9 protein-coding genes are annotated in these 12,586 nt (G+C 73.7%); 4 read left to right on the forward strand and 5 right to left on the reverse strand.

Annotated features, from left to right (window positions below):
• Nucleotides 1-53: 53 nt before the first annotated feature.
• The 3 genes from ASD33_RS23415 to ASD33_RS23425 all read right to left on the reverse strand — a co-directional run bounded on the left by ASD33_RS23415 (nt 54) and on the right by ASD33_RS23425 (nt 1,751).
• Entirely contained in the window at nt 54-494 is a 441-nt protein-coding gene (locus ASD33_RS23415) for a DUF6086 family protein (RefSeq protein WP_056563892.1), read from the reverse strand.
• Nucleotides 495-514: 20 nt separating this feature from the next.
• On the reverse strand, nt 515-934 hold the full coding sequence (locus ASD33_RS35150) for a hypothetical protein (RefSeq protein WP_242427234.1): 420 nt from the start codon (nt 932-934) through the stop codon (nt 515-517).
• A 433-nt stretch (nt 935-1,367) separates the two neighbouring features.
• The gene (locus ASD33_RS23425) at nt 1,368-1,751 is read right to left on the reverse strand and encodes a VOC family protein (protein WP_056564553.1); all 384 of its coding nucleotides are present in this window, start codon (nt 1,749-1,751) and stop codon (nt 1,368-1,370) included.
• Nucleotides 1,752-1,969: 218 nt separating this feature from the next.
• Here ASD33_RS23425 and ASD33_RS23430 point away from each other — a divergent pair, with 218 nt between their 5' ends.
• Nucleotides 1,970-3,367: an NADP-dependent succinic semialdehyde dehydrogenase gene (locus ASD33_RS23430; RefSeq protein ID WP_056563895.1), complete on the forward strand. Its 1,398-nt coding sequence runs from the start codon at nt 1,970-1,972 to the stop codon at nt 3,365-3,367.
• Between the two features lie 80 nt (nt 3,368-3,447).
• Here the strand turns inward: ASD33_RS23430 and ASD33_RS23435 are convergent, their stop codons facing one another.
• Both ASD33_RS23435 and ASD33_RS23440 read right to left on the reverse strand, forming a co-directional pair.
• Complete coding sequence (locus ASD33_RS23435; RefSeq protein ID WP_056563898.1) at nt 3,448-4,485, reverse strand: PHP domain-containing protein; 1,038 nt, start codon at nt 4,483-4,485, stop codon at nt 3,448-3,450.
• Nucleotides 4,486-4,579: 94 nt separating this feature from the next.
• Nucleotides 4,580-6,664: a SpoIIE family protein phosphatase gene (locus ASD33_RS23440; protein ID WP_056563901.1), complete on the reverse strand. Its 2,085-nt coding sequence runs from the start codon at nt 6,662-6,664 to the stop codon at nt 4,580-4,582.
• Between the two features lie 150 nt (nt 6,665-6,814).
• Between ASD33_RS23440 and ASD33_RS23445 the strand changes: the two genes are divergently transcribed.
• From ASD33_RS23445 to ASD33_RS23455, 3 genes are all read left to right on the forward strand, one after another.
• Nucleotides 6,815-10,405: a BTAD domain-containing putative transcriptional regulator gene (locus ASD33_RS23445; protein ID WP_079044963.1), complete on the forward strand. Its 3,591-nt coding sequence runs from the start codon at nt 6,815-6,817 to the stop codon at nt 10,403-10,405.
• 8 nt (nt 10,406-10,413) lie between these two features.
• Nucleotides 10,414-10,614 (forward strand): hypothetical protein, encoded by a 201-nt coding sequence (locus tag ASD33_RS23450; protein ID WP_056563904.1) that lies wholly within the window; start codon nt 10,414-10,416, stop codon nt 10,612-10,614.
• Nucleotides 10,615-11,196: 582 nt separating this feature from the next.
• Nucleotides 11,197-12,375: an acyl-CoA dehydrogenase family protein gene (locus ASD33_RS23455; RefSeq protein WP_056563907.1), complete on the forward strand. Its 1,179-nt coding sequence runs from the start codon at nt 11,197-11,199 to the stop codon at nt 12,373-12,375.
• Nucleotides 12,376-12,586: the final 211 nt, after the last annotated feature.

Genomic DNA, 12,586 nt, shown 5'->3' on the forward strand with positions numbered 1-12,586 from the left:
CCGGCAGGGGAACAGTCGGCCGGTTCGGTGCGCTCCGACGTCCCGGAGGTCCGTCAGCAGGGCATGAATCGCCCGAGCTCGCGCGCCCTCTCCCGTAGCCCCTCACTCCAGTCGTCGCCTTCCGCCGGAGCGGACATTCCCGTGACGGCGGAAACCTGCACATCGGTGAGCGGCGAGTCCGGAGCATTCCCGAGCCGCGCCCAATCGACCTGGATCCCGGCGCGCAGCGCGAGCAGCACCACGGTGGCGATGAACCCCTCGGAGAGGGCGAGCAGGATGGCATGGCTGGTTCTCCGATGCCCTTCGAGCAGCGCATGGACGAAAGTCCCGAAGGCGGCCGGATCGATCTGACACTCGTCGTTCTCCATGGGGCCGAAGCCCGAAGGGATCCCCAACTCACCCTCGAAGAGCGCCACTTGACGCTGGAACATGCGGGAGGCCCCGTTGGAAGGGTTCCAAAGGGTCTTGTCGCCGAGATCGAAGTACTGGCTCATGTGGGTCGCCTTTCATGCGGTTACGTGGCCGGCTCGACGATCGCCGCGATGCAGCGTTCCCGAAGGTGCAAGGCCAGGGCCTCCATTTCGACGAGCGTGCCGAGGAGACCGGCCGCGGCGAGTTCCGTCGCCTGCGCCCGCGCTTCGCCCAGGGAGAGTCCGCGTGCACTGCGGAGAGCCAGCTGAACGGGAACGAGGCTCGGCAGATCGCCGGGCAGACGGAGCCGCGAGGGCCCGTGTGCTCGCAGGAGGGCCTGCCGAATGTCCTCGGGGGTGACGGGACCGCTGTCCTCCTCGCACCACCCGTGCGGACAGTCGGCGCATCGCCCTTCGGTGCCCCAGCCGAGCACACCGCGATCGAAGAACTGGCCGACATCGCGCGTAGCCGAGCCCCCACAGACCTCGCAACGGCCTGCGACCTGTACGCCTTGCCTGATCACGGGGGTCTCCTCGGTGTCGCGGGTCGGGGGTATCGAGGTGGATCCTCCCTGAGGAGCCGACTCCGGTCGAGCGAGATTACGGACGGCGGGGGCATTCGCACCACTCCGACCGCATGGGTTTGCCGAGGTGAGGGAGCTGTCACCGCTCCCGTGAAGGCTGACGTCTTCTCGCTGCCGCCCGTCCGGGCGGGCTCCGTGCCGCGTCGGTTCGACGTGGCGCCGAGCGTGAGTTCCGACGCGTGCCTGTGAGCGCTATCGCTTGCGGACCAGCCTCACCCCCGCCAGCCGACCGACGTTCACGGGATGGGTGAACGTCTTCGTCGCGCCGGCGCCGTCCCAGTACGCGATCTGACGACCAAGATTCTTCATGCGAGTGCAGCCTACGGCTCTCGCCGACTCCACTGCTTGATCCTTCTTCGAAACGCGGGCGTCGTCAGGCCGGTTCGATCCGGGCACGCAGGAGGCAGAACTCATTGCCCTCCGGGTCGGCCAGCACATGCCAGTTCTCCGTGCCGGTCTGGCCCACGTCCGCCGGTCTCGCGCCGAGCGCGAGCAGCCGCTCCAACTCGGCGTCCTGATCGCGGTCCGTGGGGTTCACGTCGATGTGCAACCCGAGCTTTCCGGTGCGAGGACCGCTGTTCGGGCTGAGGACGATCGTCGGCTGCGGGCCGCCGAAACCCACCTCGGGCGGACCGATCTCGATGCTCCCGTCGTCCTCCCGGCCGAGCTCGACGTACCCGAGCACCTCGCTCCAGAACACGGCCAGCTTCTCCGCGTCGGCCGCTTCGATGATCAACTCGCTGATACGGCATGCCATGGTCGTGAGTGTACGGAGGTGAGGGCTCGCGCGGGGGGTCGTCGGCGCGATCGCGTCCCAGCCGCCCACGGTGACACCCGGCCGCTGCACCCCCGGCCGCTGCACCCCCGGCCACGGTCGGCCCCCCGCCCCGTCACCCCACCGCCCCGCCCCTGTTGCGCCCCGTCCCGCTTCGCGCGAAGTTGCATTCGGGGGCCGATGGCAGGAGGAGACACGTCATGGGCATCGCCACCGTGAACCCCGCGACCGGCGAGACGCTGCGTACGTACGAGGCCCATGGGCCCGAGGAGGTCGAGCGGCGGATCGCCGCCGCCCACGAGGCGTACCGCCAGTACCGCACGACCTCCTTCGCCGAACGCGCCCGTCTCATGCGCGCCGCCGCCACGCTCCTCGACGAGGACACCGAGGACATCGCCCGCACGATGACCGTCGAAATGGGCAAGCCCCTCGTCGCCGCCCGCGCCGAGGCCGCCAAGTGCGCCAAGGCCATGCGCTGGTACGCCCGTAACGCCGAGGAGCTGCTCGCCGACGAGCACCCCGCCGAGAGCGACGTCCAGGACTCCGGCGCGGACATCGCCCGCGTCCACTACCGGCCCCTCGGCCCGATCCTCGCCGTCATGCCCTGGAACTTCCCGCTCTGGCAGGTGATCCGCTTCGCCGCGCCCGCGCTCATGGCCGGCAACACCGGCCTCCTCAAGCACGCCTCCAACGTGCCGAGGACCGCGCTCTACCTCGGCGACCTCTTCCGCCGTGCCGGATACCCCGAGGGCTGCTTCCAGGCCCTGCTGATCGGCTCCCGCGACGTCGAAGGCGTGCTGCGCGACCCCAGGGTCGTCGCCGCCACCCTCACCGGCAGCGAGCCCGCCGGCCGGGCCGTCGCCGCCGTCGCGGGTGACGAGGTCAAGAAGACCGTCCTGGAACTCGGCGGCAGCGACCCGTTCGTCGTCATGCCCTCCGCCGACATCGTCGCGGCCGTGAAGACCGCCGTCACCGCCCGCGTCCAGAACAACGGGCAGTCGTGCATCGCCGCCAAGCGGTTCATCGTCCACCAGGACGTCTACGACGACTTCTCCGAGCGCTTCACCGCCGCGATGAACGCCCTCACCGTCGGCGACCCCCTCGACGAGTCCACCGACGTCGGCCCCCTCGCCACCGAACAGGGCCGGGCCGACCTGGAGGAGCTCGTCGACGACGCGGTACGCCTCGGTGCCACCGTCCTGTGCGGGGGCCACCGGCCCGAGGAGGCCGAGCTCCGGCACGGCTGGTACTACCGGCCCACCGTCCTCACCGGCATCACGCCCCGGATGCGGATCCATCAGGAGGAGACCTTCGGGCCGGTCGCCACCGTCTACCCGGTGAGCGACATCGAGGAGGCCGTCGTCGTCGCCAACGACTCGCCGTTCGGGCTCAGTTCCAACGTGTGGACCCGCTCCGCCGAGGACGTGGCCTTCTTCGTCCGCGACCTGGAGGCCGGCGGCGTCTTCGTCAACGGCATGACCGCCTCGCACCCCGCGCTCCCGTTCGGCGGGATCAAGCGTTCGGGGTACGGGCGTGAGCTCTCGGGCCACGGCATCCGCGAGTTCTGCAACGCGACCACGGTCTGGCAGCGCGCCTGACGCCGGCCGCCACCCTCATCGGGCACGAGCCCCACGACTCCGCCCTCCACCGGCCGGCGCGAGTCCATCCGCCGTGCCCCTCACCCCCGCGTCCCAGTCCGCGTCCACGCCAACAGCCCCTCCGCCGTCCAGGTGTTGATCACCCGCTCCTCCGGCACCCCGCACTCCTCCGCCCGCGCGCACCCCAGGATCTGCCACTCCAGCTGTCCGGGTGCGTGTGCGTCCGTGTCCACCGCGACGTACGCGCCCGCCGCCACTGCCAGCCGGAGCAGTCGCCGGGGCGGATCGAGCCGTTCCGGGCGGCTGTTGATCTCGACGGCCGTCCCCGACTCCGCGCACGCGGCGAACACCCGCTCCGCGTCGAACTCCGACTCCGGCCGCAGCTTCCCGCCCGCCACCAGCCGTCCCGTGCAGTGCCCGAGCACGTCCATCAAGGGGTTGCGTACCGCCCGTTCGAGGCGGCGGGTCATCGCGCCCGCCTCCATCCGGAGCTTCGAGTGGACCGAACCGACCACCAGATCGAGACGGTCGAGCAGTTCGGCCTCCTGGTCGAGCGAGCCGTCGTCCAGGACGTCGCACTCGATCCCGGTCAGCAGCCGGAACGGCGCCCACTCCTCGTTCAGCCGCGCCACCACGTCCAGCTGCTCGCGGAGCCGCTCCGGCGACAGTCCCCGTGCCACGGTCAGCCGGGGCGAATGGTCGGTGAGCACCGCCCACGCGTGCCCGACGGCCGCCGCCGCGCGGCCCATGTCCTCGATCGACGCCCCGCCGTCCGACCAGTCCGAATGGAGATGGCAGTCCCCGCGCAGTGCCGCCCGCAGGGCCTCGCCCCCGCTCGTGGGTCCGCCCGTGCCGAGGGACTCCTCCAGCTCGGCCTCGAGCCCCGCCAGATACTCCGGGACCCGCCCGTCGAGCGCCTCGCGCACCACCGCCGCCGTCTTCGGCCCGAGGCCCTTCACGGCCTCCAGGGTGCCGGCCGCCGCGCGCCGCTCGACCTCGCCCGCCGGCAGGTCGGCGACCGCCCCGGCGGCCGTACGGAACGCCCGCGCCCGGTACGTCGGTGCCTGGGCACGTTCGAGCAGGAACGCGATGCGGTTCAGGGCGGCCACGGGGTCCACGGCGTACCTCCTCGGACGTTCTCTCTCCGGCCACGTCGGACGTCCCCCACCCCCACACGCAACCACCCCCGTCGGGCACCGCCCGTACGGGCCCTCACCCGCCGCTCACCGGCCCGCCGGTCGGCACCTGCGCCGGACCGATCTCGCACCACACCGCCTTGCCCTCGCCGCGCGGCTCCACCCCCCACCGCGAGGCCAGCGCGTCCAGGAGCAACAGCCCCCGGCCGGAGGTCGCCGCCTCGCCAGGGGTACGCCGGCGGGGCCAGGCGCTCGACCGGTCCTGCACCGAGAGCCGCACCCGCCGCACCGGCTCGGGCAGCACCTCCAGGGTCAGTACGGCGCCCCCCTCGGTGTGCAGCAGCACGTTGACGAGCAGCTCCCCGGTCAGCAGCTCGGCGTCGTCCGCCAGTTCCGGCATGCCCCAGTCGCGGAGCGCCTGCCCCACCGCCGCACGCGCGTCGGAGAGGCCCTGCGGATCGGCCTGGTGGATGTACTGGTGGATCCGCGGCGCCCGGTGCGTGCCCGGGTCCGGGCTGCGCCGCAGCACGAGCAGCGCCACGTCGTCACCGGAACCCCAGCGTTCCCACAGCCGCTCGGAGAGATGGTCGGCCAGCGCCTCCGCCTGCGGCGGCCCGCTGCTGATCGCCTCCGACAGCGCGGCGAGACCGGACTCGATGTCCGAACCCGGCTGCTCGACGAGGCCGTCCGTGCACAGCACGAGGGTCTCCCCGGGGACCAGGTCGAGCCGGGTCTCCGGGAACTCCTCGTCCCCGAACACCGTCGCGAGCCCCAGCGGCATCCCGCCCCGCAGCTTGGGCTGCCCGACCCGGCCGTCGGTGTGCCGGATCAGCGGCCCGAGATGCCCGGCCCGTACCGCGCGCAGGGTGCCGCTCGCCAGGTCCACCTGCGCGTACGTGCAGGTCGCGAAACGGTTGGTGTCCAGTTCGGCGAGGAAGCGGGAGGCGCGCGCCAGGACCGTCGACGGGGCGTGGCCCTCACCCGCGTACGCGCGCAGGGCGATCCGCAGCTGCCCCATGATGGCGGCGGCGTGGGTGTCGTGGCCCTGGACGTCGCCGACGACGATCCCGACCCGGCCGCGGGGGAGCGCGATCACGTCGTACCAGTCGCCGCCGACCTGCCGCCCGCTCCACGCCGCGTGGTAGCGGACCGCGATCTCCCCGCCGGTGATCTCCGGGATGCGGCGCGGCAGCATCGTCGCCTGGAGGCCGGTCGCCAGCTCCCGCTCCTCGTCGAAGAGGATCGCCCGCTGGAGCGACTGGGCGACGATCGCCGCGAGACCCAGCGCGAGGTTGCGCTCGTCGGGGTTGAAGGAGGTGCGGCCCCGGTAGAACAGGGCCATGCCGCCGAGCGACCGGGCCTGGGCCACCAGCGGCAGGTAGCAGGCAGCGCGGAAGTCCAGCTGGGCCACGTACGGCGCGAGTTCGGGGAAGTCCCGCCCCAGTGACGGGAACGAGGACACGAACCGGGGCCGGCCGCTCAGTACGGCCTCGGCCAGCGGCAGCCCCCGGTCCAGCCGTCGGATCCGCAGGTCGTCGAGCACGTCGAGGGATTCGCCGCTCAGCGCGATGATGTTGAGGGAACCGTTCTCCACGAGGCCCAGCGCGAGTCCGTCCGCGCCGAGCCGGGCGAGCCCGCCGGGGCCCGTCAGGGCGGCCGTCACGTCGTCCACCGTGACCGCCCGGGACAGCGCGTTCGTCGTCCGCTCGACGATGCTCGTCTGGACCTCGCGCCGCTTCTCCAGCTCCTGGACGAACGCGAAGCGGGTGACCTCGGCGGTGGTGTCCCGCACGACGCCGACGATCCGCCGGGCCCGCCCGTCCGGCGAGCGCAGGATCCGCGCCTGCACATGCGTCCAGTGGGGTGATCCGTCGCTCTGCGGAATCGGGAAGTGCGCCGTGTACGAGACCTCACCGCTGGTCACCGCCTCGCGCACGACGTCTTCGAGCCGGCCCCGCTCCTCGGGCGAGAGCCGTGCGACGAGCGACGCCGGACGGCCGTCGTAGGCGTCCGGGGCCAGCCCGAAGACCAGCAGCCCCGACTTGTCGACATCGATGGTGCCCGTGTCGAGATCCCAGTCGAAGCTGCCGGTCCGGTTCATGGCGAGCCACTCGGCGGGCCCGATCTCGCCACTGCGCGTACGCCGGTCTTCATCGGTCATCCTCCCCATTGTCGAACCCGTACCCCTCCGACGCCATGGCGGTGACACGGCGTGGCGCGGGTTCGCCGCGGCGGGACGCGCGGCCCGGGGACGCGCGGGGCGGCCCGTATCGACGACGGGGGCCCGGCGCCGACGGGGCAGAATGGGCCGGTGCAGCCGTCCTACCGTGTCCTCGGTCCCTGTCAGGCCTTCCGTACCGACGACGGTACGGAGGCGGGTCTCGGCGGTGCCCGGCTCCGCGCGCTCCTGACCGCGCTCGCCGCGACGGGCGGCGGGGCCGTCGGTACGCGCGCGTTGATCGACCAGGTGTGGGCCGACACGGACCCCGCCGACGCCCCCGGCCAGGACCGTACGGAAGCCCTCCAGGCGCTCGTCGGACGCCTGCGCCGGGCGGTGGGCCGGGAGGCGGTCGTCTCCGTGCCCGGCGGCTACCGGCTGGCCGCCGGCCCGGACGACATCGACCTCCACCGGTTCGAACGGCTCGCCACCGAGGGAGCCGCCGCCCTCGCCGAGGGGCATGCCGACCGCGCGGCCGTCCTCCTCGACGAGGCCCTGGGCCTGTGGCGCGGGCCCGCCCTCGCCGACCTGCCCGGCAGGGACACCGACCCCCTCGTCGTACGGATCGAACAACGACACCGCCAGGCCCGACGCGACCGGCTCGCCGCCGACCTCGCCCTGGGCCGGGCCACCGAGGTCCTCGCGCCGCTGGCCGCGCTCGCCGCCGGGCAGCCGCTCGACGAACCGCTCCAGGCCCTGCGGATCCGCGCGCTGCGGGCGTCCGGGCGTCCGGCGGAGGCCCTGGCGGCGTACGAGGAGGTGCGCGCGAGCCTCGCGGACCGCCTGGGCACGGACCCGGGGCCGGAACTGCGGGCGCTGCACGCGGAGCTCCTGGCGGCGGCTCCCGCCGGCCGGCCCGCGCCGACATCGCGGCCCGCGCCTGTGGGGATCGCTCCGGAGGGGCCGGTTCCCGACGGGTCGGCTCCCGTGGGGGCGGCCCCCGACGGGTCGTCCCCCGGGGGGTCCGGGCCCTCCTCGTACCCTCCGGCCGGTGTCCTCCCCGCCCGGCTGACCTCGTTCATCGGGCGCGGCGGCGAACTGGACGCGCTCGCCGCCGGGTGGGGCGAGCGGCGGCTCGTCACCCTCACCGGGCCCGGCGGCGTGGGCAAGACACGGCTGGCCCTGGAGGCGGCGGAGACGTACGAGGGGCGGGTCCATCTCGCCGAACTCGCCTCCGTGCGCGAGGAGTCCACCGTCGCCGCCGCCGTCCTCACCGCCCTCGGCGGGCGCGGCACCCGGCTCTGGCGCAGCCCGCCCGTCCCCGACAGCGCATCCGGGGACCCGTTCGCCGAACTGGTGGAGCACTGCGCGGGGCGGCGCCTGCTGCTCGTCCTCGACAACTGCGAGCACGTGGTCGACGCGGCCGCCTCCCTCGTCCAGGCGCTGCTGACGCGCTGCCCGGGCGTGACCGTGCTCGCGACGAGCCGGGAGGCGCTGGGGGTGCCGGGGGAGGTGGTGCGGCCCCTGGGCCCCTTGCCCATGGAGATGGCCTTGCGCCTGCTGGGGGAGCGGGGTGCGGCGGCACGGCCGGGCTTCGCCATGGGCGAGGACGAGGGCGCGGCCGAGGAGGTGTGCCGCCGCCTGGACGGTTTGCCCCTGGCGATCGAGCTGGCTGCGGCGCGGCTGCGGGTGCTGTCGGTGCGGCAGATCGCGGACCGGCTCGACGACCGGTTCCGGCTGCTGACGACGGGGGCGCGGACCGTGCTGCCGCGCCAGCAGACCCTGCGGGCGGTGGTGGACTGGTCGTGGGAGCTGCTTGACGCGTCGGAACGGGCGGTGCTGCGACGGCTCGCGGTGTTCACGGGGGGTACGGACCTGGCGGGGGCGGAGGCCGTCTGCGCGGGCGAGGGCGCGGGGGGTGCGCGAGAGGCAGAACCGGAGGGTGCGGTCGACGGGGCGTGCCTCCCCGGGCCCCTGGAGTCCGCGGAGGCGCCGGACGTCCTGAGCGAGCTGGACGTGCTGGACCTCCTCGGTGCCCTTGTCGACAAGTCGTTGGTGGTGGCCGATCCCGGCCGGGACGGGGGCGACACGCGTTTCCGTCTCCTGGAGACCGTCGCGGAGTACGCGGCGGAGCGGCTGGCGGAGTCCGGGGAGCGCGCGGCGGTGGAGCGGCGCCATCTCACGTACTACCGGGAGCTGGCGCGCCGGACCGAGCCGGAGATGCGGGGCCGGGGACAGATCGCCGCCCTCGCCCGCTTCGAGCGCGAGCACGGCAATCTGCGCGGCGCCCTGCGGACGGCCGTCGCCCTCCGCGACGAGCAGGAGGTGCTCTGCCTCGTCCACTCGCTCAGCTGGTTCTGGCAGCTGCGCAACCACCAGGTCGACGCCCGGACCTGGGCGGTCGAGGCGGGCCGGCTGGGCCCCGACCCGTTCGCGGAGCCCGTCCGTCCCGCCGGGCCCCTGGACGGGCGGTGCACGGACGTGCCCCTGCCGTGGACCGGCGAACGGCTCCGGGAGGCGCGCCGCGGCGGACGCATGTTCGCGCTCGCCACCGAGGGCGGCGACGGTGCCACCGCGCTCGAACGCCCGGAGACCCGCGCCCGGCTCGCCGCGCTCGTCTCGGCGTACCGTCCGGGACTTCCGCAGACCTGCCGCCAGCCGGGCAGCATGTGGCACTTCGCCCGCCTCATGACGGGGGAACTCGACACCCTCGACGCGGCCCTCACGGCGATCGTCCGGGCCTGCCGCGACCACGCCCCCGGCTGGGACCTGGCCTTCGCCCTCCTCATGCGGGCCAAACTCGCCGGTCGGGGCCCCGACGCCGCCGAGGCGCTCGCCCTCTTCGAGGCCGCGGGCGACTCGTGGGGGATCGCCGAAGCCCTGGCCGCCCGGGGCGAGGCCTACGAGCGCGCGGGCCGGCTCGCCGAGGCCGCCGCCGACTTCGAGCGGGCCGCGGACGCCGCCGCCCGGGTCGGCGCGCGCTCCCAGGTCCCCGTCTTCACGGCGCGCCTGGCCGCCGTACGGCTCCGGCTCCGCCCGGACGGCGACGAGGCCGCCGAACGGCTCCTCGTCGAGGCGGCCGACGCAGCGGGGCAGTGGGGCGCCGAGTCGGCGGGCTCCGCCCGGCTGCTGCTCGCCCAGCACTACGGCCACACCGGTCGGACCGACCTCGCGAGGAAGCAACTCACTCTCCTGGAGGGTGAGTTCGGGGACGTCACTCCCGCACTGTTCTGGGGTCTCGTCGGCGGGGCGTGGGCCTGGCTGGACTGTCTGGACGGCGCGTACGACCGGGCCGTGGCGCGGCTCGGGCGGGCCGTCGACGACGTGGAGACCCTCGCCCACCTGGTCGCCCCGCACCTCGTCGTCGTCCAGTTCGCGACGGCCGCGTGGGCCCTCGGCGGGCACGGCCGGCCGGGCGACGCCGGTACGGGCGCCGGGCTCCTCGGGGCGTACGACACCCACGCCGGGGACGACACCGGCGGCGGGTTCCGCCCCTTCGCCCCGCAGACGGAGGCCCTGATCCGGGGCCGGGCCGAGCGGAGCCTGCGCGCGGCCCTCTCCCCGCGGGAGTACACGCACCGGTACGCCGAGGGGGCGGCGCTCACCCTCAGGTCCGCCGCGACGCTCCTCCGTGACGTGGCGGCGGCCGGGGGCCCGTACCCGCCGTCCGAGGGCCCCGGCACGCCACCGGATGCGGTGCCGGGGACCGGACACGAGAATGGCGAGTGCCGGAAGAACACGTAGGAGGCGGCATGAACGCTGAGCCCGACAAGACGTCCCCGGGGGACTTCCCGACGCCCGACCGGCTGCTGCACGCCGGATCGGAGGGCGAGTTCACGGCGGAGGACCTGGTCCTCGCCTCCGGCCGTGACGTGAATCCGAAGAATCTGGCCTGGGCGGAACGCCGTATGGCCGAGAAGGGTCGCGCCTCCATGGACGAGCTGCTGCCTTAGGTCGTGTCCGGAAAGTCCCGTCTGGCCCGCGACGCCTGGCACGCACGCTCGCCGCGTTGCCGGAAGGCCCTAGTAGCTCCGCTACGAGGGCCTTCCGGCGCCTTGCGATCGCACGCACCAGACGCCGCGGGCCCTGCCCTGCGGGCAGACGGCGCTACTTTCCGGACACGACCTAGNCCGCTACGAGGGCCTTCCGGCGCCTTGCGATCGCACGCACCAGACGCCGCGGGCCCTGCCCTGCGGGCAGACGGCGCTACTTTCCGGACACGACCTAGGCCCGTCCCGCCGGTCCTGCCCGTCCCGCCTGCCCGGGACGGGCCGGGACCGGCTCGGCGCTGCCTGCCGGCCCGGCGGGTGCGCCGTGGGCCCCGGTCCGGCACGCCAGGACCGGGGCTTCGGCGTGTCCGGAGGGGCTTCGGCACGTCCCCGCCGCGGTCTCCCGCGGGCACGTCCCCGCGGCGGCATCCGCCGTCCCGCCCTGCCCCGAGGCTTCCGCATTTGTGGAACACGTTCTACCGTGGCCGCCGTCGCGCGTCGCACCGCACCGAGGACGCCGTAGGACCGCCGCCACGGGAGGCCCCCATGCACCTCGAGTACACGCCCGCCCAGAACAGCCTGCGCGCCGAGCTGCGGGCGTACTTCGCCGAGCTGGTCCCGGACGACGTCCACAGCCGGTACGCGGACCCGGCCGCGCAGAAGCGCTTCTACCGCGAGACCGTGCGACGGCTCGGTTCGGACGGCTGGCTGGGGGTGGGCTGGCCCACGGAGTACGGGGGGCGCGGGCTGACCCCGATGGAGCAGTTCATCTTCTTCGACGAGGCGGCGCAGGCCGGCGTACCGCTGCCCCTCATGGCGCTGAACACGGTCGGCCCGACGATCATGCGGTTCGGCACCGACGAGCAGAAGTCGTTCTTCCTGCCGCGCATCCTCTCCGGCGAGATCGACTTCGCGATCGGGTACAGCGAGCCCGACGCGGGCACCGACCTGGCCGCCCTGAAGACCCGCGCGGTGCGGCACGGGGACACGTACGTCGTCAACGGCCAGAAGATCTGGACGACGAACGGCGACACCGCCGACTGGGTCTGGCTCGCCGTCCGTACGGACCCCGACGCGGCACCCCACAAGGGAATCACCATGCTCCTGGTCCCCACGAGCGACCCCGGGTACTCCTGCACCATCATCAACACGCTCGCCTCGCACGACACCACCGCGAGCTACTACGACGACGTCCGGGTCCCCGAGTCCCACCGGGTGGGCGAGGAGAACAAGGGCTGGCGGCTCATCACCAACCAGCTCAACCACGAGCGCGTCACCCTCGCGGCGCACGGCACGATGGCGATCCGCGCGTTCCACGACGTGCAGCGGTGGGCCGCCGCGACCCCGCTCGCCGACGGCCGACGCGTGATCGACCTCCCCTGGGTCCGCCGCACCCTGGCCCGCACCCACGTCCGGCTCGACGCGATGAAGCTCCTCAACTGGCAGATGGTGAACGCCGTCCAGAACGGCACCCTCACCCCCCAGGACGCCTCGGCCGTCAAGGTCTACGGCTCCGAGGCCCGCCGCGACGCGTACGCGGCCCTGATGGAGGTGGTGGCCGCCGCGGGCGCGCTCAAGGAGGGCTCGGCGGGCGCGGTCCTCCACGGCGAACTCGAACGCGGCTACCGCTCGGCCGTCATCTTCACCTTCGGCGGCGGCAACAACGAGATCCAGCGCGAGATCATCTCCTGGATCGGCCTGGGCATGCCGAGGGTCCGCCGCTAGGTTCTGTCGTCGCACTCCCGCCGTCCGTCCTTCGGGCGGCGGCGGGAGTGCGGAGCGGGCGCGGGGAGTGTCAATGGTCCTCGCTCTGCGGGGTCTTCGTCCGTGATGCCACTCCGGCCAACAGTGTTAACGCTCACAATTCCCAGGGATCGTACTCCTGGCTGACCAGGATTGACGTGTCAAGAACAAGTAACAGCCGTACGAGCCCTTG

Origin of the sequence: Streptomyces sp. Root1304 (assembly GCF_001426405.1) — a bacterium.
Classification (GTDB): Bacteria; Actinomycetota; Actinomycetes; order Streptomycetales; family Streptomycetaceae; genus Streptomyces.